The organism is Anoxybacillus sp. MB8, from assembly GCF_011006755.1.
GTDB classification, from domain to species: Bacteria; Bacillota; Bacilli; order Bacillales; family Anoxybacillaceae; genus Anoxybacillus; species Anoxybacillus gonensis.
In genome coordinates, this window is the sequence record NZ_RXXX01000017.1 from 31,559 (window position 1) to 54,614 (window position 23,056).

A 23,056-nucleotide genomic window follows, 5' to 3' on the forward strand; every position below is an offset into this window, starting at 1 on the left:
TTAGGAGGGAAAACGATGGCAAAAGGACGCGTTATTCAAGTTATGGGTCCTGTTGTAGACGTAAAGTTCGAAGACGGACACTTACCTGCGATTTACAACGCCCTAAAAATTAAACATAAAGCGCGTAACGAAAAAGAAGTCGATATCGACTTAACGTTAGAAGTAGCCCTTCACCTTGGGGACGACACAGTGCGCACAATTGCGATGTCAACGACTGACGGATTAGTGCGTGGAATGGAAGTCATCGATACGGGAGCACCGATTTCTGTTCCTGTCGGTGAAGTCACGCTCGGACGCGTATTTAACGTATTAGGAGAGCCGATTGACTTAGGAGAGGATATTCCAGCAGACGCTCGTCGCGATGCAATTCACCGTCCAGCACCGAAATTCGAACAACTTTCAACACAAGTTGAAATTCTTGAAACAGGAATTAAAGTTGTAGACCTTCTTGCCCCTTATATTAAAGGTGGAAAAATCGGTTTGTTCGGTGGTGCAGGAGTAGGAAAAACGGTTTTAATCCAAGAGTTAATTAACAACATCGCGCAAGAGCACGGTGGTATTTCCGTATTCGCCGGCGTTGGTGAGCGTACGCGCGAAGGAAACGACTTGTACCATGAAATGAAAGACTCTGGCGTTATTAACAAAACAGCGATGGTATTCGGTCAGATGAACGAGCCGCCTGGAGCACGTATGCGCGTTGCGTTAACAGGATTAACAATGGCGGAATATTTCCGTGATGAGCAAGGACAAGACGTATTGTTCTTCATCGATAACATTTTCCGTTTCACGCAAGCAGGTTCAGAAGTTTCTGCCCTATTAGGACGCATGCCTTCAGCGGTAGGTTATCAACCAACGCTTGCGACAGAAATGGGTCAATTACAAGAGCGTATTACATCGACAGCTGTCGGTTCGGTTACGTCGATCCAAGCGATTTACGTTCCAGCGGACGACTACACTGACCCAGCGCCAGCGACAACGTTCGCGCACTTAGATGCGACAACAAACTTAGAGCGTAAATTATCAGAGATGGGTATTTACCCAGCGGTAGACCCGCTTGCATCGACATCTCGTGCGCTTTCACCAGAAATTGTTGGAGAAGAGCATTACCAAGTGGCGCGCAAAGTGCAACAAACGTTGCAACGCTATAAAGAATTACAAGACATTATCGCCATTCTTGGTATGGATGAGCTTTCAGAAGAAGATAAACTTGTCGTTCATCGCGCTCGTCGCATTCAGTTCTTCTTATCACAAAACTTCCACGTCGCTGAACAGTTTACAGGGCAGCCAGGTTCATACGTACCTGTAAAAGAGACAGTTCGTGGCTTTAAAGAAATTTTGGAAGGAAAATATGACCATCTTCCAGAAGATGCGTTCCGCTTAGTTGGTCGCATTGAAGAAGTAATTGAAAAAGCGAGAAAAATGGGCGTAGAAGTTTAATAAGGGACCGAGGAGGATTTTTTCATGAAGACGATTAAAGTCAGTGTCGTAACTCCGGACGGCCCAGTGTATGAAGCGGATGTGGAAATGGTAAGCGCTAAAGCACAAAGCGGCGAACTCGGCGTGTTGCCAGGGCACATTCCGATGGTCGCACCGCTAGAAATTGGCGCGGTTCGTTTAAAAAAAGGAAACGCGACTGAGCTTGTGGCGGTGAGCGGTGGCTTTTTAGAAGTTCGCCCTGATCGTGTGACGATTTTAGCGCAAGCAGCAGAACGCGCAGAAAATATTGACGTTGCGCGCGCAAAAGCGGCGAAAGAGCGGGCTGAACGCCGCTTGCAAGCGAAACAAGATGATATTGATCATAAACGAGCGGAATTAGCTTTACGCCGTGCGATTAACCGTTTAAATGTGGCGAATCGCAATTTTTAACCCTAGGAGCATCGTCTCTTAGGGTTTTTTTGTTTATTTTTGGAACAAGTTTTATCGACACATATGTGAAGAAGTGATATAATGTTATCGGTTACAGTCGTAATAGTATGACGTTTTCGAAAAATGTGTATAAAGTCACAAAGGGGTGGGACATCGTTGAACGTTTATGTAAACAGTTATGTAGTCGTCTTTGTGTTTCTTTGTTTAGGCATTTTACTTCCAATCGTTGCGCTCACGGCGGGGCGTTTTCTTCGTCCACATGCGCCAAATGTAGCGAAACAAACAACGTACGAAAGCGGATTAGATCCGTTCCACGATTCACGCGTGCAGTTTAACATACGGTATTACATTTTTGCGTTATTGTTCGTCATTTTTGACGTAGAGACTGTATTTTTATATCCGTGGGCGGTGGCGTTTGAAAAGCTCGGTGCATTTGCGCTCATTGAAATGCTCATTTTCGTCGTCATGTTGTTGATTGGACTTGTGTATGCTTGGAAGAAGAAGGTGTTAAAATGGATGTAAAATTGTTGAACGTATCAGATCAAGAAATGGAAGAAATGCGTCGCAACGTTTTTTTAACGACGTTAGAACAGCTCAAAGCATGGGCGCGCAGCAACTCATTATGGCCGCTCACGTTCGGTCTTGCCTGTTGTGCGATTGAAATGATGGGGGTTGGCTCTTCGCATTACGATTTAGATCGTTTTGGTTCTTTTTTCCGTACGTCGCCTCGCCAATCCGACGTCATGATCGTCTCAGGAACGGTGACGAAAAAAATGGCGCCAATCGTTCGCCGTTTATATGATCAAATGCCTGAACCGAAATGGGTGATTGCGATGGGCTCTTGTGCGACAGCAGGTGGTCCGTATGTAAAATCGTATTGCGTCGTAAAAGGTGTCGATCAAATTGTACCGGTTGACGTATATATTCCAGGCTGTCCGCCAAATCCAGCTGCATTAATTTATGGCATTAACAAACTGAAAGAAAAAATTCGCTACGAAGCGAAAACAGGAAAGAAGGTGCTGTAAGTTATGGATGAAAAAGATTTACAGCAACTAAAAAAAGAGGCGGCGGAACGGGCGAAACAATTAGCGAAAGAGCGTCTTGCGGCGAAGCAAGCAGCGGAACAAACTGAGCCTCCGCTCGAAGGTGAAGAAGACCTTGCGCTAGCGAAGAAAAAAGCAGCGGCAGCGGCGAAAGCAAAAGCCGCAGCGTTAGCGAAACAAAAAGCGGCAGAGTCAGGGGAATTAAGCGAAGAAGAATTGGCGAAGAAAAAAGCAGCGGCAGCAGCGAAAGCAAAAGCCGCAGCGTTAGCAAAACAAAAAGCGGCAGAGTCTGGAGAATTAAGCGAAGAAGAATTAGCGAAGAAAAAAGCAGTGGCAGCAGCGAAAGCGAAAGCGGCAGCGGCTGCAAAAGCAAAAAGTGCAGATGTCGCTGAAGAAAAAGAGGAAAAACCGTCACCAAATCAGCCATATCTCGACAAATACGTCAAAGTCATTGAAGAGCATCTCGGAAAAGACGTATTAGAAAACGCTTACATCAATCGTTTGTCGAAAGACGTGCCGACGCTCGTTGTAAAAAAAGATACATATTTTAAAGTGGCTGAATTTTTAAAATATAATGAGCAGCTAAGTTTTGATTATTTATCAGAATTGCACGGAACAGACTTTCAAACGCATATGGAAGTGTATGTGCACTTATATTCGTATAAAAATCGCCAATCAGTTGCGTTGAAAGTAAAAATTGATCGCGATCAACCGGTCATTGACTCGCTCGTTCCGCTTTGGCCAGGGGCAAATTGGCCGGAGTGTGAGGCGTATGATTTGCTTGGCATTCGTTTTGAAGGTCATCCGCAACTCATTCGCATTTTCTTAGGGGAAAACTGGGTCGGCTATCCGCTTCGGAAAGATTACGAGCCGTACGATATGGAGGGTTAAGGCGTGCTGAGAACAGAGGAGATGCTTTTAAACGTCGGACCGCAACATCCGAGCACACACGGCGTGTTTCGTCTCGTGTTAAAAATCGATGGGGAAATCATTAAGGAAGCGACTCCTGTCATCGGTTATCTTCATCGCGGGACAGAAAAAATCGCAGAAAATTTGCAGTATACACAAATCATCCCATACACTGATCGTATGGACTATTTATCAGCGATGACGAACAACTACGTCATTTGTCACGCAGTAGAGACGATGATGGGCATTGAAGTGCCGGAGCGTGCCGAGTATTTACGCGTGCTTGCGATGGAGCTCGGTCGCATTGCGAGCCACCTCGTTTGGTGGGGAACGTATTTGCTTGATATTGGTGCAGTCAGTCCGTTTTTATATGCGTTTCGTGAGCGGGAAATGATTATTAATCTATTAAATGAACTATCAGGTGCGCGCTTAACGTTTAACTACATGCGTGTGGGCGGCGTGAAATGGGATGCGCCAGACGGATGGATTGATAAAGTAAAACAGTTCGTTCCATATATGCGCAAACAGCTAGAAGGCTACCATGAACTTGTCACGGGAAATGAAATTTTCCGCAACCGTGTCATCGGAGTTGGCAAGTACACGAAAGAAGAGGCGTTAGCATATTCGCTAAGCGGCGTCAATTTGCGTTGTACCGGTGTGAAATGGGATTTACGAAAAGACGAACCATATTCTATTTATGATCGATTTGATTTCGATGTTCCTGTACGTACAGAAGGAGATTGTTTTGCACGTTATGAGTGCCGACTTGCTGAAATTGAGCAATCGCTTCGTATTATCGAGCAGGCGTGCGAGCAGTTTCCAGATGACGGTGAGATTATGGCGAAAGTGCCGAAAATTATTAAAGCGCCACCGGGAGAAGCGTATGTGCGCATCGAGTCACCGCGTGGGGAAATCGGTTGTTATATTGCGAGCGACGGGAAAAAAGAGCCGTATCGCTTAAAATTCCGTCGACCGTCATTTTATAATTTACAAATCCTTCCGAAACTATTAAAAGGGGAAAATATCGCGAATTTAATTGCGATACTTGGCGCGATTGATATCGTGCTTGGGGAGGTCGATGGATGATGATGGAACAACTTTTGCAGTCGACGCCAAGCTGGACGAATGTCGCCATTTTCTTTGCGATTGGCGTTGGACTATTGCTCGTTGTATTAGGATTTGTCACGTATGGCATTTTAGCGGAACGAAAAGTGATGGGATTTATGCAAGGCCGCATCGGTCCGAACCAAGTTGGAGGACGCTGGGGGTTGCTGCAAACGGTGGCTGACGTGTTAAAGCTATTGTTAAAAGAAGATACGATTCCAAAAGCAGCCGATCGCCCGTTGTTTATTTTAGCACCGGTCATCGCGTTTGCCCCTGCGTTTATGGTGCTTGCCGCACTGCCGTTTACCGATGCGTTGCAATTTGCTGATATTGGCGTCGGGCTATTGTATTACATCGCCGTTTCCGGATTAACGACAATCGGAGTGGTGACAGGCGCATGGGCATCGAACAACAAATATGCCCTGCTTGGCGGCATGCGCGCAGCTGCGCAAATGATTTCATACGAAGTGCCGCTTGTCATGTCTGTCATTGGTGTCATTTTGTTGTCGGGAAGCTTAAACTTAAACGACATTGTCGAAGCGCAAAAAGATGTATGGTTTATCGTTGTCCAGCCGATCGGCTTTCTCGTTTTTCTTATTGCCGCTGTGGCGGAGTTAAACCGGACGCCGTTTGACTTGCCGGAAGCAGAATCAGAACTTGTTGCAGGATTCCATGTTGAATATTCTGGATTCCGCTGGGCGTTTTTTATGCTCGCAGAGTACGTGTATTTTTTTGCGATGGCAGCATTAACGACGGTGCTCTTTTTAGGAGGATGGCATCCGCTTCCGTTTCTCGACTTTATTCCAGGGGCCGTTTGGTTTGCGTTAAAGTTTAGTCTTGTCGTCTTCTTATTTATTTGGTTTCGCATTACGTTTCCGCGTGTGCGTGCCGATCAATTGATGGAGTTTGGTTGGAAAGTGTTATTGCCTGTTGCGCTCGTCAATATTTTTGTCACAGCTCTTGTGAAACAACTATTTTTTTAAATAAAAAGGTGGGTGGGCAGAAATGCTCGGTTTAATGAAAGGATTAGCGTATACGCTGAAAAACTTAACAAAAGAAAAAGTGACGTACGATTATCCGAATGAACCGCTTCCGCTTCCGGATCGCTTTCGCGGCATTCAAAAGTTTTATCCGGAAAAATGTATCGTTTGCAATCAGTGCGCAAACATTTGCCCGACCGACTGTATTCAGCTGACGGGCAAAAAACATCCGGATCCGACGAAAAAAGGAAAAATTATTGATACGTATGACATTAACTTTGAAATTTGTATTTTATGCGATTTATGTACGGAAGTATGTCCGACTGAGGCGATTGTGATGACGAACAACTTTGAATTGGCGGAATATAGCCGCGATGAATTATTTAAAGATTTAACGTGGCTTGATGAAAACGATACGAACGTGCGGAAGGTGAATAAGCCATGAGTGGACAATATCTCGCATTTTTCGTTCTTGCGCTCATTGCGCTTGGCGGCGGCGTGTTTATGTTAAATTTAAACAAAGTTGTTCATATGGTCGTCGCGCTCGTTTTTACGTTCGTCAGCATCGCCGGCATTTACGTTCTTTTATCGGCTGAATTTGTAGCGGCCGTCCAAGTACTGATTTACTCTGGTGCGATTACAATTATTATGTTGTTCGGGATTATGCTTACGCGTCATCAAGATGACGGCCAATCGACAGGCAGCCCGCTTCGAAAAGCGTTCGCCCTACTTGGTACGGTTGCTTTTGGTGCGGTGATGTACATCGGCATTCGCACGCTTGACTTTGGCAGCGAAGCGGTTGGGCTTCATGATAAAAATACGGAACAAATCGGAATCGCGCTCTATTCGAAGTACGTCATTCCGTTTGAACTTGCGTCCGTTTTATTGCTCGTCGCACTCATTGGCGCGGTCATTTTAGCGAAAAAAGATGATAAGGAGGCGGGAGAATGAATGTACCGTTATCCGCCTATCTCGTATTTGCGCTTTTATTGTTTTGCATCGGATTGTACGGAGCGTTAACGAAACGCAATACAGTCATTGTGCTTATTTGTATCGAGCTCATGTTAAATGCCGTAAACGTCAACTTAGTTGCATTTAGCAAATACGGGGTAAATCCAGGCATTACAGGTCAAGTATTTTCGCTCTTTACCATTACTGTTGCCGCAGCGGAAGCAGCAGTCGGTTTAGCTATTTTAATTGCGTTATACCGCAATCGCAAAACGATTCATATTGATGAAGTCGATTCGATGAAACGATAAAGGATGGGAAACAAAGGGGTTACATATAAATGCACCTGAAAAAGGGGATGATTGAACGATGATGGAAAACGCATGGCTCATACCGCTTTTTCCGTTCGTCTCGTTTGTTGTGCTGCTTGTTGTTGGCAAGCAGTTAAAAGAACGAAGCGCGTATGTCGGAATGTTGTTGACGCTTCTTTCGCTCGTCTTCGCCCTCGGGACGTTGTACGAGCGCTGGACGGAGCCAACATATAAACAAGCATACACATGGTTGACAATTGGGGATGTGCATTTGACTGTCGGCTTTGAAGTGAACGCACTCAATGCGCTCATGCTCGTTGTTGTATCGCTTGTTAGCTTTCTCGTACATACGTATGCGAAAGGATATATGCACGGTGATGAGCGCTTCCCGGTATTTTACGCCTACTTAGGTTTGTTTACATTCGCGATGCTCGGGCTCGTCGTATCACCAAATTTACTGCAAACGTATATTTTTTGGGAACTTGTCGGTCTCGGCTCGTTCTTACTCATCGGATTTTATTTTTACAAAGAAGAAGCGAAAGCTGCGGCGAAAAAAGCGTTTATTATGACGCGCATCGGGGATGTTGGCTTATTGATCGGCATGATTTTATTGTTCCTTGAAGTAAAAAGTTTTGAATATGAAGCTATTTTTGCTGCGTTACAACAAGGGGATGTTTCAACGACAATCATGACGTTAAGCGCCATTCTCATTTTTATCGGTGCGATCGGGAAATCCGGTCAATTTCCGCTTCATACGTGGCTTCCAGATGCGATGGAAGGTCCGACGCCTGTCTCAGCATTAATTCATGCGGCAACGATGGTCGCTGCCGGGGTATATTTAGTTGCGACGTTGTTTCCGCTTTACGAAGCAAGTGAAGTTGCGATGACGACCGTTGCTTACGTCGGAGGATTTACCGCCATTTTTGCAGCGTCCATCGGCTTAGTGCAAACGGATATTAAACGCGTGCTTGCCTATTCGACTGTTAGCCAGCTCGGTTACATGATGTTAGCGCTCGGCTCTGCTGGGTACGTGGCAGGCGTCTTTCACTTAATGACACACGCCTTTTTTAAAGCGCTCCTTTTCTTAGCGGCAGGTAGTGTCATTCATGCGGTGCATACGCAAAACATTGAACAAATGGGCGGGTTATGGAAAAAAATGAAATGGACCGCTCCGCTCTTTTTAATCGGAACGTTAGCTATTAGCGGATTTCCATTTTTCTCAGGCTTTTTCAGCAAAGATGAAATTTTAATTGCGGCGTGGACGCACGGGCATGTCGGTTTATTTGTTGTCGCTGTTATCGCTGCCTTTTTCACAGCGTTTTATATGTTTCGTTTATTTTTCCTCGTGTTTGCGGGAGAAGCGCGGACGGCAAATGATGGTGTACACGAATCACCGATGGTCATGGTGTTTCCGATGATCGTCCTCGGTGCGTTGGCCGTCGTTTCGGGTTACGTTCAAACACCGTGGGGAGCGTTTTTAGGCGAGTGGTTGACAGAAGGAACGAACTGGCATGCACATATGGAAGGTCCGAGTTGGATTATGATTGTAGCGACCGTTGTTTCTTTATGCGGAATTGCTCTTGCGTGGCTCATATATGGCAAACGTGCTATTGCTCGCGACTGGCTATCGTCACGTTTTCCAATGACGTACAATGTGCTCATGAACAAATATTACATCGATGAGTTTTACGGATTGACAGTCATCCGTGCAACGTCATTCATTAGTTTATTGTTTGAGTATATCGACCGTTTCCTCATCGAAGGAGTGGCTCAACTATTTGCCGCAACGGCACGCGGCATTGGACGCATCGGCTCACGTTTACAAAACGGTCAAGTACAAATGTACGGTACGGTGACGATTGTTGCTTTAGCGATTCTCGTCGTCATTTTTGCGGTGACAGGGGGGTATTTATAATGCAGCCATACTTTTTATCGCTCTTAATTTTCTCCCCGCTTTTAGGCATACTCGTTCTTTCGCTCCTTTCGAAAGAACAAGAAAAAGCGATTAAATGGCTTGGCGTTTTAGCGACGTTGCCATCGTTATGTTTATCGTTATTTGCGTTTTGGCAATATCAAAACGGTTATGATATAAGCAAATTAGCGGAAAAGCGGTCATGGATTCAATTTGGCGAGTTTCCATTTTTAAAGGAAACAGATTTTACTGTCGCATATGAACTTCATGTTGACGGTTTTGCACTTGTTATGATCGTTTTAACGACCGTTTTAGCGACGCTCGCTGCGATTGCTTCGATGTCCATTCAAAAAGAATGGAAAGGATATTTTCAATTATTTTTATTGCTTGAAATTGGTATGCTCGGCGTGTTTGCCGCAAGCAACCTTGTGCTCTTTTTCATCTTTTTCGAGCTGACGCTCATTCCGATGTTTTTCCTCATCGGAAAATGGGGATATTTCGAAAAAGAAAAAGCAGCATATAGCTATTTAATTTATAACGGGCTCGGTTCAGCCGTTTTATTGATCGTCATTGCTGTCTTGTTTGCGCGCACGGGCACATCGAATATCGCTGAGCTGCACCACATATTAACGGATCCAATGGCACAAACGATTTCGCCAATTTCCGACGCGCTTCGCTACGGGTTGTTTCTTGCGCTGCTCATCGCCTTTGGGGTGAAGCTACCGATCGTGCCGCTTCATCGCTGGATGTTGCACGTGCACGTACAAGCGCCACCATCTGTCGTTATGCTGCATGCAGGGGTTTTGTTAAAAATTGGTGCTTTTGGTCTTGTTCGCTTTGCGTTCGGATTATTTCCCGGGCAATTCCAACAATTTTCGACATGGCTCATCGTTTTAGGTGTCGTCAACTTGTTGTACGGTGCGTTTTTAGCACTGAGACAAACCGATTTTAAAATGGTGCTTGCTTATTCGAGCGTGTCGCATATGGGCATTGTATTAATCGGGCTCGGTTCGCTCACTGAGGCAGGAATACAAGGAGCGATTTTCCAAGCGGTATCACACGGATTTATCGCTGCGTTTTTATTCTTCTTCGTCGGTGTCATGTATGAAAGAACGCGCACGACGACGCTCGCTCGTTTAGGTGGGTTGGCGAAAACAATGCCTTACGTATCAGGATTTATTCTTGCTGGGGCGATGGCTTCGCTCGGTTTGCCAGGAACGTCTGGGTTTATTAGCGAATTTATGGCGTTCGTTGGCGCATTTCAAGCAGAACCTTTGCTCGCTGCGATCGGTACGCTCGGCATTATTATGACAGCTGTGTATTTATTACGTGCTGTTCTCGGCATGACATTCGGGCAAACAAAGGTGACAAACGTTTCCGATTTGCGTGGCATAGAATGGGTACCAGCGATTAGTTTACTGTTGCTTATTGTCATCATCGGGGTATATCCGAACGTCTTGGCGATGCCACTACAAACGACGATTGAAACGATGATGAACGGGTTAGGGGGTTGATGAGATGGATTTCGAAACATTACTTAGCTATGAATGGGGCGTCATGATGCCGGAATTTATTATTCTCGGCGTAGCCGTTGCGCTCTCGCTCATCGACCTATTTATGCCGGAAAACCGAAATCGGCAACTGCTTGGTTTATTCGCTTTTGTTGGCGTCGCCGTTTCATTCGTTTCATTGCTCGGTTTATGGACGAGTGATGTCACATCCATTTTAGGCGATACGTTCCGCCTCGATTCGTTTGCCAAATCGTTTAAAGCGTTATTGCTGATTGGTAGTGCGCTCGTATTGTTGCTTTCGATTCATTATGAACCAAAAGAGCGCATCGCATATCGTGGCGAATTTTATTACTTATTTTTAACAGCGCTTCTCGGCGCAATGATGATGGCATCAAGCGGCGATCTCATTACATTGTTTGTCGGGCTTGAGCTATTGTCGATTTCTTCTTATATTCTCGTCGCGATTCGGAAAAAACATACACTCGCAAACGAAGCGGCGTTAAAATACGTCATTACCGGAGGCATTGCAACGGCGATTACGTTGTTCGGGATGAGCTACATATTCGGCTTCACCGGATCGACAAATATAAAAGAAATTGCCGGGCAGCTTGCGAGCACGTACGATGAAAACCATCAATACATTTTATCGCTCGCCTTTTTGCTTACGTTCGTCGGGTTATCGTTTAAATTGGCATCGGCTCCGTTTCATATGTGGGCACCTGACGTATATCAAGGTGCGGCGACGCCTGTTGTTTCTTTTTTAAGCGTCGTCTCTAAAACAGCTGGATTTGTCATCGTCTTGCGTGTCATCGTTTCCGTCTTTGCGCAAACGCCAACAGGAAGCTCGGCTTCGATGCTCATGACGCTTGCGCCATATATCGCCTTTTTAGCAGGAGCAACGATGATCATCGGCAATACGATTGCGCTTCGGCAACGAAACGTTAAGCGCATGCTAGCATATTCGAGCATCGCACATGCCGGATACGTGTTAGTTGCTTTCACAAGCTTATCGATGTTTATGTTTGAAGCGATTTGGTTTTACTTGTTCGCGTACGTATTCATGACGATCGGGGCGTTTGCCATTTTGCAAGTCGTTTCTCAACATCATGATGACGAAGACATTAGCATATTTGCTGGCTTATATCGACGCTCGCCATTTATGGCCGTGGCGATGACGATCTTTTTATTATCGCTTGCAGGTATTCCAGGGACAGCGGGATTTATCGGAAAAATGAACATTTTCCTCGGCGCATTTGTCGTTGAACCCGCTCATTACGTGCTTGCGTCAATCATGGTAGTGACAACCGTCATCTCGTACGTATATTACTTTGGCATTTTCGTCCAAATGTTTTTCCGACCTGTCGAACATGCGCATCGATTACAATGGCCGCCTGGCGTCATTGCTGTGGTTGTCATTTGTATCATCGGCACGGTGTTGTTAGGGGTGTTTCCAAACATCGCTTACGATTGGATTGCGCCATTTGAACATTTTAGCGATTTTCTTCAGTAAGACGTATAATGGAAGGGGTGTACCCTTCCATTTTTTTATGTGAGGAGAGATAAAGATGGAAACATTCGGACAAGAAGCGTTAATTAGTTTATTATCGCATGTATTTTTTATTACGGTGACGTGGTGGACGTTGCAAGCTGTTCGACTGGAAGTGATTTTTAAACCGAATCGCATCGTTCAAGCGCGCGTCTTTTACATTTTGATTACGATTGCGATTGGCTCGTTAGTGAGCAATTTCTTTTTAGATTATTTACGTTGGTCACGCCAATTGCCATTTTTACTTTAAGCGCGAGCGTTGTCGATTTTTTTCACGTATGTTCCCTTCCGATCTGGCAACAATAAAAGCTAAGGAGAGGAAGGGAAAAGAGATGAGAAAAAGATGGTTGGCACTCGTTATTTTTTGTTTGTTATTAAGTGGTTATCGAATGTATGATGATGAACGTGTCGAAAGAGAAATAACGAAAATAAACGACATGCTCGGCGTATTTGAAGCCCATCATATTCACCCCAAACGATGGAACGTCTACGCCAAAGAGCAAGTGCTTACAAAAGACCCTCACAACTGGATCCAACAATACGTGAGAACATGGTCCTCTTTCCATTGGACAGTTGAACCGCACAAGATGATTGGCAAACGTGAAACCTCCGCTTACGTTGAAACGATTCAACTCATCACGGTCGCTCATCATCCAGCAGTCATTATTTTATACGAAGCAACCGGTTCAACGTGGAATAAACAACTCGAACGCACGCTCGTCCGACAAACGACAAAATTATTCGTAAAACCTACATTTTTCACTTGTATTACAGGGGAATTCGATGGTAAGATGAAAGGTGTTTTGTTTGACAAGGCGGTTCGCTTGCTTGCTTCCTTTCAAGCGCAACCGATTGAATCATTACGTGAAGAGACATTTGTCTCCGTCTCAGCATATACTGAGCAGTGGAAGACATCACTTTCTGTCGGACAACAACAAATGAATCTTCAACTGGCATTACGACAAAACGGATTGGGCGCGCGAACGACCGTTGTCATTGGCACCCCAATCATAACAGCTGAATATTAATATAGAGACTTTGGACGCGGAGGGGAATGCCTTGGAAAAAATCATCGTCCGCGGCGGGAAGCGGTTGAGCGGCACAGTGAAAGTGGAAGGTGCGAAAAACGCTGTGTTGCCTGTCATCGCCGCAACATTATTAGCGAGTGAAGGAAAAAGCGTCATTTACGATGTACCTGAACTCTCCGATGTATATACGATTAGTGAAGTGTTACGTCACTTACAAGCAGACGTGACGGTTGGCAAAAACAACATCGTCGTTGATGCATCTGGAGAGCTAAGTATTGAAGCTCCATTTGAATATGTACGAAAAATGAGAGCGTCTGTATTAGTGATGGGTCCATTGCTTGCTCGCAAAGGCCGGGCACGCGTTGCACTACCGGGTGGTTGTGCGATCGGGTCAAGACCAATTGACCAACATTTAAAAGGATTTGAAGCGATGGGTGCGACGGTGAAAATCGGGAACGGTTTCATCGACGCTGAAGTGAACGGAAAATTGCGCGGGGCAAAAATTTATTTAGATTTCCCAAGTGTCGGTGCGACAGAAAACATTATGATGGCTGCCGTTTTGGCAGAAGGAACAACAATTATTGAAAACTGCGCAAAAGAACCAGAAATTGTTGACTTAGCGAACTTTTTAAATGCGATGGGCGCAAAAGTGCGCGGTGCAGGAACAGGCACGATTCGCATTGAAGGTGTTACTACATTATATGGTGCAGAGCACACCGTTATTCCTGATCGCATTGAAGCAGGAACATTTATGATTGCCGCTGCGATTACAGGAGGAAACGTCCTCGTACAAGGCGCGGTGCCAGAACATTTAACGTCGTTGATCGCCAAACTTGAGGAAATGGGTGTCACCATTATTGAAGAAGACAGCGGTTTGCGCGTCATTGCTCCTGACAAGCTAAAAGCGGTCGATGTAAAAACGATGCCACATCCCGGTTTTCCAACGGATATGCAGTCGCAAATGATGGCGCTGCTGATGAAAGCGGAAGGCACAAGCATGGTGACAGAAACGGTATTTGAAAACCGCTTTATGCACGTCGAGGAATTTCGTCGCATGAACGCGGATGTCAAAATTGAAGGCCGTTCGGTTATTATTAACGGTCCGTGCAACTTGCAAGGGGCAGAAGTGGCGGCAACGGACTTGCGTGCTGCCGCAGCGCTTATTTTAGCTGGATTAGTGGCAGAAGGATATACGCGTGTAACTGAGCTGAAACATTTAGATCGCGGTTACGTTCGCTTCCATGAGAAGTTAGCTACTTTAGGGGCGGATATTGAACGTGTACGCGAACATGTCGACACGGTAGAAAAACAAGCGACAGATATTGGATAACTGTAGGAAAACGACCGTTTGCGAAAAGCTAATGGTCGTTTTTGCATATATGCTTGTCCTCCTGCATACAGTTTAGTAATGATAAAGGGGGGATGGCATTTGCGACAATGGATGATCGCAACCGTTGCGTTATTTACACTTATTTTACTTATTCCTGCATTAGTCGTTTTAGCATTTGGGGAAAAGGAAAACACACCCCTTCCTGCCGAACCGCAGCTCGTTCAAGCGCGCGACGAACCGATCGTGGAAGTGGCAGTGTACAGAAGTAAAGAGAGAAAGGTCGAACGGCTTCCGCTTGAGCAATATGTCGTTGGCGTTGTAGCGGCGGAAATGCCAGCGGAATTTGAAATGGAAGCGTTAAAAGCTCAAGCGCTTACCGCAAGAACGTATATCGTGAAACAGCTCATGCATAATCAACCCATTCAACTTCCTGAAGGAGCGAACGTGACCGATACGGTTATGCATCAAGTGTATTATAACGACGAGCAATTAAAAGAAATGTGGGGAATCAGTTACGAATGGAAAATAAAGAAAATTAAAGAAGCGGTCGAGGCGACGCGCGGACAAATTTTAACGTACAATAATGAGCCGATTGAAGCCGCGTTTTTCTCCACAAGCAACGGCTATACGGAAAATTCAGAAGCGTATTGGCAAAACGCCTTCCCTTATTTAACGAGCGTGGAGAGCCCTTGGGATGCACAGTCGCCAAAATTTTACGAACAAGTGACGTTATCTGTTCGCGAATTTGAACAGCGGCTCGGTGTAAAATTGCCAAAAGACGGATCAGTCGGCAAAGTGCTCGCACGCACGCCGGGAAAACGGGTCGCTCTTGTCGATATTAATGGAAAACAGCTAACCGGACGGGAAGTTCGCGAAAAGCTGCAATTAAAATCAACGGATTTTACATGGACAAGGCAAGGAAACGACATTATCGTCACGACGAAAGGATACGGCCACGGCGTTGGGATGAGTCAATACGGGGCAAACTTTTTAGCGAAGCAAGGAAAAACGTATAAAGAGATCGTTCAATATTATTATCGCGGGGTACAAATTCACGATGTGTCACTTGTCGCTTCCAAATTTTGAAGCGGCAAATTTTTTTATTTTCTTGTGTATAAATGTTCTTCTTTCTGTTCACAATGGTTGCTGAGGTGATGAACATGAAAGAAGAAAACAAAAAAGTTTCAAAGTTGTTCCGTAAACGTTGGGTTGTTCCTTCGATTTATTTGTTAAGCGCAGCGCTCATTTTAACAGGTGTGCTTTGGTTCCAAAGCAAAACAAACGATATCGTGCAACCGCCTGTTGATGAAACAAAATCGGGCACAGCTGTCAACGAACAAGAATCTGTTCCTGTCCAACAAGCCGTTGAACAAATCGCGATGCCTGTCCTTGATCCAAACGCTGTCGAAATCGCAAAACCGTTTTACGACTTTAATGCATCAGCCGAAGAACAAGAAGCTGCTCTCGTCTCTTATAATGATGAATATTATCCGAACAAAGGTGTCGACATCGCGATGAAAAACGGCGAAAGCTTTGATGTGACTGCATCGTTAAGCGGAACGGTCGTTAAAGCAGAAAAAGACCCACTCTTTGGTTACGTCGTTCATATTCAACACGATCGCGGCGTTGTAACGGTATATCAATCATTAAAAGACGTACAAGTGAAAGCAGGCGATACAGTAAAACAAGGACAAGTCATCGCAAAGGCAGGAACAAACGAGTTTAATAAAGAAGCAGGCGTCCACGTCCATTTTGAAATTCGGAAAGATGGGCAAGCTGTCAATCCGGTCGCTTACTTCGATCAACCGCTTAGCGCATTAGAAGCGAAAGAACAACAAACGGAACAACAAGAAACAAATCAAAACAAAACAGATGAACAAGAAAGCGATCCGTCAAGCACTGTTCCAGATGCTTCGATCGGAATGGCAAGAACATGAACAGATGGGCAAAATGCTCATCTGTTCGCTTTTTTATGGAATATATTTTCTCTTTCCCTAATACACTATTACAAACTTGAACAACGAGGGTGTTTGAGGTGAGATGAACGATTAATAGATGAGATTGACGATTTCGTTATGAACGAGTAAACGCCACTGCGCTAAACGCCTTATACGTCTCATTTCACACTTCTCACATCCAACTTAGGGAGGGCGAGCAGTGTGCACGATTACATCAAAGAGCGTACAATCAAGATTGGCAAGTATATCGTGGAGACGAGAAAAACCGTTCGCGTCATCGCGAAAGAGTTCGGTGTGTCCAAAAGCACCGTGCATAAAGACTTAACGGAACGGCTCCCGGAAATTAACCCCGAATTAGCGAATGAAGTAAAAGAAATTTTAGATTACCATAAATCCATTCGCCATTTACGTGGAGGAGAAGCGACGAAGAAAAAGTATAAAAAAGAAACGGAGCAAGCGACGTAAATTTGTTGTTCCCCTTGTCAAAAATATTCTCTTTTTTTCGTCATCGTTGTGGTAGAATATTTTATTAGGAAAAATGGCAAGGAGGAACATACATGTTTTTAGCAAGAGATATCGGCATCGATCTCGGCACGGCGAACGTGTTGATTTATGTGAAAGGAAAAGGCATTGTATTAAACGAACCTTCTGTGGTAGCGATTGACCAACATACGAAGCGGGTGTTAGCGGTAGGGGAAGAAGCGCGGCGCATGGTCGGACGTACGCCAGGGCATATTGTTGCCATCCGTCCGTTAAAAGATGGTGTCATTGCAGATTTCGAAATTACGGAAGCGATGCTAAAACATTTTTTAAGCAAACTCAACTTAAAAGGATGGTTTGCGAAACCGCGCATTTTAATTTGTTGCCCAACAAACATTACATCAGTAGAACGGAAAGCGATTAAAGAAGCAGCAGAGAAAAGCGGCGGTAAAAAAGTGTACTTAGAAGAAGAGCCGAAAGTGGCCGCGATCGGTGCAGGGATGGATATTTTTCAACCTTCTGGAAATATGGTCATCGACATCGGTGGCGGCACGACGGACGTGGCCGTTTTATCGATGGGTGATATCGTCACATCTGCATCGATTAAAGTAGCGGGCGATAAATTTGATCAAGAAATTTTAAGTTATATTAAACGAGAATATAAACTATTAATCGGTGAGCGAACAGCGGAAGAAATTAAAATAAACATCGCTACGGTATTCCCGAACGCTCGCGATGAAGCGATGGACATTCGCGGTCGCGATTTAGTGACAGGGTTGCCACGAACCATTACGATTCGTTCCGGCGAGATTGAAAAAGCGCTACGCGAAACGGTATATACGATCGTCCAAACGGCAAAAAGCGTCCTTGAGCGCACACCGCCAGAATTATCAGCCGACATTATCGACCGCGGCATTTTCTTGACAGGCGGCGGGGCGTTGCTTCACGGCATCGATCAACTGCTTGCGCAAGAGCTGAAAGTGCCTGTCTTTATCGCGGAAAATCCGATGGATTGCGTGGCGATCGGCACAGGTTTAATGCTTGATAACATTGACAAAGCTCCATATCGTCAACCCGTGTAGGTGCCATTGGGAAATGGTACCTATTCGCTTTTTTCCCCCTTTTCTTTTATAATGGAAGTAGTGTAAAAACGATTGGGGAGGACGTTTTATGTTTCGCGGACTATATACAGCTGCTTCAGGCATGCTTTCTCAACAGCGGCGCATTGAAATGATGACGAACAATATCGCAAACGCCAATACGCCAGGCTACAAAGCCGATCAAGCGTCATTACGGGCTTTTCCGGATATGCTGATGCATCGCATTCAACAAACGACGATTCCGACTGAAAAAAAACCGACGTGGCGTGATCGTACATATATCGGTCCGCTATCGACAGGTGTGTACGTGCAAGAGCTTGTGCCAAACTTTGCTCAAGGGGATATACGCGAAACAGGCAATAACACCGATATCGCAATTGTTGATGGGACAGGCACATCGTTTTTTATCGTACAAAATGAAGCAGGCGATGTTCGTTATACGCGAAACGGTCATTTCACCATAGATGCAGACGGGTTTTTAACGACGACGGACGGTTTTTACGTGCTTGATGAACGCGGTAACCGCATTCAAGTAGGCGATGAGCAGTTTACAGTGCGTGAAGACGGCACGATTACAAAAGGTGAAGAAACGATCGCGCGCCTTGGCATCGCTTATGCGGCAAACGTTCAATCGCTTGCAAAAGAAGGAAACGGTTTATTTCGCGCAGAAGGCGAGCTTCCGCTTGCTGAGACGTATACGATTCGCCAACAATATATTGAGCGCTCGAACGTCGATTTATCTCGCGCGATGACAGATATGCTTTCAGCTTACCGAGCGTTTGAGGCGAACCAAAAAATTTTACAAGCGTACGATAAAAGCATGGACAAAGCAGCCAACGAAATTGGTCGCTTAAAGTAGGAGGATACGTATGTTGCGCTCAATGATTACTGCCGCCAATACAATGAACCAACTACAACAACAGCTTGACGTCATTAGCCATAATATCGCAAACGTCAATACGACCGGATTTAAAAAGCGCGATGCTGTATTTGGTGAACTGCTCGCTCAACAATTTCAAAACTTGCCAAAAACAGACGAAGCCCCACGCTTCACGCCTGACGGTCTTCGCCTTGGTGTCGGAGCGAAAGTGGCATCGACACATATGCAAATGAAACAAGGACCCGTTGTGAAAACCGATCGTCCGCTCGATCTCGCCTTCACAAAAGAAGGGCAGTTTTTTCGCATTTTTGTCGATGGTGAGATTCAATATACGCGCGATGGTGCATTTTACCTTAGTCCGTCCGCGAACAATCCAGATGAACTGATGCTTGTCACAGCGGATGGTTATGCGGTGCTTGATGAAAACGATGAACCGATTACCGTACGCGAAGGGTTTAAAGATATTCAAGTTACTCAAAACGGCACGATGCAATTTATTGCGCCAAACGGAAACATCATGCAGACGGTAAACATCGGTGTGTCATACGTGACGCGCCCGCAGCTCATGCAAGCGCTCGGCGACAACCGCTTTGCTTTCCCGCCTGATGTAAATGCGCCAAATGCGGTCGTCAATTTCGCTAACAACCGCAACGCGATTTCGATGCAACAATACGCCCTTGAACAATCGAATGTGGAACTAGCGACAGAAATGAGCGAACTGATGATTACGCAACGGTCATACCAGCTCAATGCTCGGGCGATTACATTATCGGATCAAATGATGGGGCTCATTAACGGTATTCGTTCATAGAGAGGGAAGAAGATGGAGGAAAAACAAAAACGTTCACTTCGCCGTCCGCGCCGTCGCCTCATTCCAATTTGGCTTCGCCTCATCATTGTGGTTGCTCTCGTGGTGCTAAGCGGGGCGATCGGAGCGATGATCGGTTACGGTGTGCTCGGCGGCGGCAAGCCATTTGATGCACTAAAACCAACAACTTGGCAACATATTATCGACTTAATCGAAAAACAGTAGTGGACAGACCACTGAAAAACATGATACATTGAAAACAAACGACGGAAGGGAGATCCTTCCGTTTTTTTATAAAGGAGGAATCACATATGCTTGATATGCAACAAATTCAACAAATTATCCCACATCGCTATCCATTTTTACTCGTCGATCGCATCGTTGAAGTGGAAGAAGGAAAACGAGCCGTCGGCATCAAAAACGTCAGTGCAAACGAGCATTTTTTTGTCGGTCATTTTCCTGAATATGCTGTGATGCCGGGCGTATTAATTGTTGAAGCGCTCGCACAAGTTGGGGCTGTCGCGATGTTAATGAAGGAAGAAAACCGCGGCCGTCTCGCCTTTTTCACAGGCATCGACAACTGCCGATTTAAAAAACAAGTGAAACCGGGCGATCAACTTCGTTTAGAAGTCGAAATGATTCGCTTTAAAGGCGCCATCGGCAAAGGAAAGGGCATCGCCACAGTCGATGGGGAACTCGTTTGCGAAACAGAAATCATGTTTGCACTTGGAGAAAAATAATGTATAATCATCTCCTTTCTGGACATGTTATAAGTGATTACATACATGACAGAAAGGAGAACAACGATGAAAGCAAAATGGCTATTCAAACTACTTAGCGCGCTCATCGCCATCATGGTCGTGACCGGTTGTAACAATGACGATACAGATAACGACATGAACAATCAAGAAGAAATGCAGCCAGGCGAAGACACAAATGAAGGTGTCGGCGACGATGAAAACGATGCGGTCCCAGATGAAGAAGACGCTGTTGAAGACGCTGAAGATATGAACGATGCAGATAATACGGACGAATAAGCGCAAGAGATTTCCTCTTGCGTTTTTTTATTCCCTTCCTTCCTATAACAAGTAGTAAAGTTATAAAAAAACTTTGTCAAATACCTTGCTTTTGTGATACATTAACGGTTGACAAATAATAATTTGGAGGGTTTGATGCATGTTAAAACAGCTTTCTCATCGCATCAAGATGAACATGACGCTGTCAATAAAAAAGGTATTTGAACAATATATGGCTAGCATCGGCTGGGATGAAAAGCAATATGACGTAGTGAAATTCATGGAGCAATGGCGTCATTATTTATACAATGAAGCGACATGGTTTGCGGAGTTGGATGATCAAACAAAAATGAATCCACAATTTCATGAACAATTAGCTGTTCGGATTAACGAAATTATTGATCAACTCGTTAACGAGCCTCCGACTGACGAACAAATCGCAGAAATTAACCGTCTCACCGAACGCCTTGGCATCGATGATTTTCCATACGGCTGTAAGTTAGAAGCAAAGTACCACATCGAACGTCTACAACAAGAATTAAAAAAAAAGAAAAGCTAACGAAACAAGCGAGCGAAAAGCAACGAAAACTAGCAGAAATTTTATATTATCAAGCATATGACCGTCCGCTCCCAGATCGAGAATATACCGTGGCTGAAATGAACGAAATCATTGCACAAGCGAAAAAAATCATTGGAGAAGAAGAACATAATGAGGAAGTAATTCATTAACCGGCAGAATATGGAACTGTCGGTTTTCTTTTTGTTAAAAATTAATAAATATACTATATAAAAGAATTTTTTGTTGTTATAATGAATCTAGTGAATGGTTTTGTCGGAAATATGTGTATGATAGCATCTTACTGTTATCAATGGAGTCACTCGATCGTGCTGTGGTGGGGACAACGATGTGCCGAGCACCTCAGACGCTTGTCTTCAATGGTGCGGTGTGAGGACGGGGAATGCCAACCTTGTTTTTATTTCTGTCTCTTTTTGAGCGTGTTATAAGGATAAATGGCTACGAAACGATTTGCAGCTTATGAGAGAATCCACCCATTTAATCATGTTGCATTTAAAGGTAAAAACATGATGTGTTGCTCGATTGGATCATAGGACATGAAAAAGAAATGTTAAACTTAACATCTACCTAGCTAATTCTCAATGGGAGCTATTTTTTTGTACATCGACGTATATGTTGTGCATATATAACATGTACGTGGGTGTATAGTTTAGAAAGCGAGGGAACTATGTGAAAAAGGTGCGAAAGGCAATCATCCCAGCTGCCGGGCTTGGAACAAGATTTTTACCTGCGACAAAAGCAATGCCAAAGGAAATGCTTCCAATCGTCGACAAACCGACAATTCAATACATCGTCGAAGAAGCGATCGAATCCGGCATTGAAGATATTATTATTGTCACTGGAAAAGGAAAACGCGCCATCGAGGATCATTTCGATCATGCGTTCGAGCTAGAACAAGCATTATTAAAAAGCAATAAGCATGACTTGCTAGAAAAAGTAAAAGAACCGTCCAAAGTCGACATTCACTACATTCGTCAAAAAGAGCCGAAAGGACTTGGCCATGCGGTTTGGTGCGCACGCAAATTCATCGGAGACGAACCATTCGCTGTCCTATTAGGTGACGACATCGTCCAAGCAGAAACACCTTGTTTAAAACAGCTGATGGACGAATTCGAACGAACACATAGCTCCATCATCGGAGTGAAACAAGTCAGAGATGACGAAACGCATCGTTACGGCATCATCGACCCACTCGACAAAAAAGGCCGTCGCTATCAAGTGAAACAATTCGTTGAAAAACCAGCACCGGGAACTGCTCCATCGAACTTGGCAATTATGGGACGGTATATTTTAACACCAGAAATTTTTATGTTTCTCGACAAGCAAGAAGCAGGCGCAGGCGGAGAAATTCAGCTGACTGATGCGATTCAACAGTTAAACGAAATTCAGCGTGTTTTCGCATATGAGTTCGAAGGTAAGCGGTATGACGTTGGAGAGAAGCTAGGGTTTATTCAAACAACGATTGAGTTCGGCTTGCAAAATGAAGAGATTAGAGATGAGCTATTAAAATTTATGGAGAAAATCGTTGAAGAAGAACGATCAAAATAAAGCTTTGAGGATACTAGTCTTCAAGGCTTATTTTTTTACATTTGGATTATTTAACTAATATATCCATTCTTATATACATGCACTTTAAGATAATGACTTCTGTATGAACACCTTTTTCTATGGTTATACTGCTCCTAAATACCCACGTATAAAAGGAGCGGAAATGGCATGAAACGTCTGAAAATCACAAATGATCACGGT

General features: G+C 44.7%; 27 protein-coding genes. All 27 read left to right on the forward strand.

The genetic code is table 11. From position 1 onward, the window contains the following. The first annotated feature begins 15 nt into the window (after positions 1–15). The 27 genes from atpD to galU all read left to right on the forward strand — a co-directional run bounded on the left by atpD (position 16) and on the right by galU (position 22,855). A complete protein-coding gene (atpD, locus tag EKC99_RS07910) occupies positions 16–1,437 on the forward strand; it encodes a F0F1 ATP synthase subunit beta (RefSeq protein ID WP_009360959.1) in 1,422 nt (473 codons plus the stop codon). Between the two features lie 24 nt (positions 1,438–1,461). Continuing rightward, on the forward strand, positions 1,462–1,866 hold the full coding sequence (locus tag EKC99_RS07915) for a F0F1 ATP synthase subunit epsilon (RefSeq protein WP_009360958.1): 405 nt from the start codon (positions 1,462–1,464) through the stop codon (positions 1,864–1,866). Between the two features lie 123 nt (positions 1,867–1,989). Then, positions 1,990–2,388 (forward strand): NADH-quinone oxidoreductase subunit A, encoded by a 399-nt coding sequence (locus EKC99_RS07920; protein ID WP_163151326.1) that lies wholly within the window; start codon positions 1,990–1,992, stop codon positions 2,386–2,388. Beyond that, entirely contained in the window at positions 2,379–2,891 is a 513-nt protein-coding gene (locus EKC99_RS07925; protein ID WP_006319894.1) for a NuoB/complex I 20 kDa subunit family protein, read from the forward strand. Before EKC99_RS07920 ends, EKC99_RS07925 begins: the two co-directional genes overlap by 10 nt. Before the next feature lie 3 nt (positions 2,892–2,894). Next, positions 2,895–3,800 carry an NADH-quinone oxidoreductase subunit C gene (locus EKC99_RS07930; protein ID WP_163151328.1) on the forward strand — a complete coding sequence of 302 codons (906 nt, stop codon included), beginning with the start codon at positions 2,895–2,897 and terminating at the stop codon, positions 3,798–3,800. A gap of 3 nt (positions 3,801–3,803) precedes the next feature. After that, a complete protein-coding gene (locus EKC99_RS07935) occupies positions 3,804–4,904 on the forward strand; it encodes an NADH-quinone oxidoreductase subunit D (protein ID WP_009361914.1) in 1,101 nt (366 codons plus the stop codon). Then, the gene (nuoH, locus tag EKC99_RS07940; protein ID WP_026011867.1) at positions 4,904–5,905 is read left to right on the forward strand and encodes an NADH-quinone oxidoreductase subunit NuoH; all 1,002 of its coding nucleotides are present in this window, start codon (positions 4,904–4,906) and stop codon (positions 5,903–5,905) included. Before EKC99_RS07935 ends, nuoH begins: the two co-directional genes overlap by 1 nt. 22 nt (positions 5,906–5,927) lie before the next feature. After that, positions 5,928–6,347, forward strand: a complete 420-nt coding sequence (gene nuoI / locus EKC99_RS07945; RefSeq protein ID WP_003396988.1) for an NADH-quinone oxidoreductase subunit NuoI — start codon at positions 5,928–5,930, stop codon at positions 6,345–6,347. Continuing rightward, complete coding sequence (locus EKC99_RS07950) at positions 6,344–6,853, forward strand: NADH-quinone oxidoreductase subunit J (RefSeq protein ID WP_009361912.1); 510 nt, start codon at positions 6,344–6,346, stop codon at positions 6,851–6,853. Before nuoI ends, EKC99_RS07950 begins: the two co-directional genes overlap by 4 nt. Next, positions 6,850–7,161, forward strand: a complete 312-nt coding sequence (gene nuoK, locus EKC99_RS07955; RefSeq protein ID WP_009361911.1) for an NADH-quinone oxidoreductase subunit NuoK — start codon at positions 6,850–6,852, stop codon at positions 7,159–7,161. The genes EKC99_RS07950 and nuoK overlap by 4 nt, the downstream gene beginning before the upstream one ends. A gap of 58 nt (positions 7,162–7,219) precedes the next feature. Beyond that, positions 7,220–9,076, forward strand: a complete 1,857-nt coding sequence (gene nuoL, locus EKC99_RS07960; RefSeq protein ID WP_163151330.1) for an NADH-quinone oxidoreductase subunit L — start codon at positions 7,220–7,222, stop codon at positions 9,074–9,076. Then, positions 9,076–10,587, forward strand: coding sequence for an NADH-quinone oxidoreductase subunit M (locus EKC99_RS07965; RefSeq protein ID WP_019418622.1), 1,512 nt, complete (start codon positions 9,076–9,078; stop codon positions 10,585–10,587). The genes nuoL and EKC99_RS07965 overlap by 1 nt, the downstream gene beginning before the upstream one ends. A gap of 4 nt (positions 10,588–10,591) precedes the next feature. Beyond that, entirely contained in the window at positions 10,592–12,094 is a 1,503-nt protein-coding gene (gene nuoN / locus EKC99_RS07970) for an NADH-quinone oxidoreductase subunit NuoN (protein ID WP_163151332.1), read from the forward strand. Between the two features lie 55 nt (positions 12,095–12,149). Further along, positions 12,150–12,380: a DUF1146 family protein gene (locus EKC99_RS07975; RefSeq protein WP_009361907.1), complete on the forward strand. Its 231-nt coding sequence runs from the start codon at positions 12,150–12,152 to the stop codon at positions 12,378–12,380. An 82-nt stretch (positions 12,381–12,462) separates the two neighbouring features. After that, positions 12,463–13,158: a YwmB family TATA-box binding protein gene (locus EKC99_RS07980; protein ID WP_009361906.1), complete on the forward strand. Its 696-nt coding sequence runs from the start codon at positions 12,463–12,465 to the stop codon at positions 13,156–13,158. A 31-nt stretch (positions 13,159–13,189) separates the two neighbouring features. Then, positions 13,190–14,488 carry a UDP-N-acetylglucosamine 1-carboxyvinyltransferase gene (gene murA, locus EKC99_RS07985; protein WP_163151334.1) on the forward strand — a complete coding sequence of 433 codons (1,299 nt, stop codon included), beginning with the start codon at positions 13,190–13,192 and terminating at the stop codon, positions 14,486–14,488. 78 nt (positions 14,489–14,566) lie between these two features. After that, positions 14,567–15,574 carry a stage II sporulation protein D gene (gene spoIID / locus EKC99_RS07990; protein WP_163151354.1) on the forward strand — a complete coding sequence of 336 codons (1,008 nt, stop codon included), beginning with the start codon at positions 14,567–14,569 and terminating at the stop codon, positions 15,572–15,574. A gap of 74 nt (positions 15,575–15,648) precedes the next feature. Continuing rightward, positions 15,649–16,425 carry a stage II sporulation protein SpoIIQ gene (gene spoIIQ / locus EKC99_RS07995; protein WP_240468828.1) on the forward strand — a complete coding sequence of 259 codons (777 nt, stop codon included), beginning with the start codon at positions 15,649–15,651 and terminating at the stop codon, positions 16,423–16,425. Between the two features lie 222 nt (positions 16,426–16,647). After that, the gene (gene spoIIID, locus EKC99_RS08000; RefSeq protein WP_003396966.1) at positions 16,648–16,911 is read left to right on the forward strand and encodes a sporulation transcriptional regulator SpoIIID; all 264 of its coding nucleotides are present in this window, start codon (positions 16,648–16,650) and stop codon (positions 16,909–16,911) included. A 92-nt stretch (positions 16,912–17,003) separates the two neighbouring features. Then, positions 17,004–18,008: a rod shape-determining protein gene (gene mreB / locus EKC99_RS08005; protein WP_163151338.1), complete on the forward strand. Its 1,005-nt coding sequence runs from the start codon at positions 17,004–17,006 to the stop codon at positions 18,006–18,008. A gap of 88 nt (positions 18,009–18,096) precedes the next feature. Next, positions 18,097–18,885 carry a flagellar basal-body rod protein FlgF gene (gene flgF, locus EKC99_RS08010; protein ID WP_163151340.1) on the forward strand — a complete coding sequence of 263 codons (789 nt, stop codon included), beginning with the start codon at positions 18,097–18,099 and terminating at the stop codon, positions 18,883–18,885. 10 nt (positions 18,886–18,895) lie between these two features. Next, on the forward strand, positions 18,896–19,717 hold the full coding sequence (locus EKC99_RS08015; RefSeq protein ID WP_163151342.1) for a flagellar hook-basal body protein: 822 nt from the start codon (positions 18,896–18,898) through the stop codon (positions 19,715–19,717). A 12-nt stretch (positions 19,718–19,729) separates the two neighbouring features. Further along, on the forward strand, positions 19,730–19,939 hold the full coding sequence (locus EKC99_RS08020) for a DNA-directed RNA polymerase subunit beta (RefSeq protein WP_163151344.1): 210 nt from the start codon (positions 19,730–19,732) through the stop codon (positions 19,937–19,939). Positions 19,940–20,025: 86 nt separating this feature from the next. Beyond that, entirely contained in the window at positions 20,026–20,454 is a 429-nt protein-coding gene (fabZ, locus tag EKC99_RS08025; RefSeq protein WP_019418614.1) for a 3-hydroxyacyl-ACP dehydratase FabZ, read from the forward strand. 66 nt (positions 20,455–20,520) lie between these two features. Then, positions 20,521–20,751: a hypothetical protein gene (locus tag EKC99_RS08030; RefSeq protein ID WP_163151346.1), complete on the forward strand. Its 231-nt coding sequence runs from the start codon at positions 20,521–20,523 to the stop codon at positions 20,749–20,751. Between the two features lie 139 nt (positions 20,752–20,890). After that, positions 20,891–21,289: a hypothetical protein gene (locus EKC99_RS08035; RefSeq protein ID WP_163151348.1), complete on the forward strand. Its 399-nt coding sequence runs from the start codon at positions 20,891–20,893 to the stop codon at positions 21,287–21,289. A 687-nt stretch (positions 21,290–21,976) separates the two neighbouring features. Then, on the forward strand, positions 21,977–22,855 hold the full coding sequence (galU, locus tag EKC99_RS08040) for a UTP--glucose-1-phosphate uridylyltransferase GalU (protein ID WP_163151350.1): 879 nt from the start codon (positions 21,977–21,979) through the stop codon (positions 22,853–22,855). The last annotated feature ends 201 nt before the right edge of the window (positions 22,856–23,056 follow it).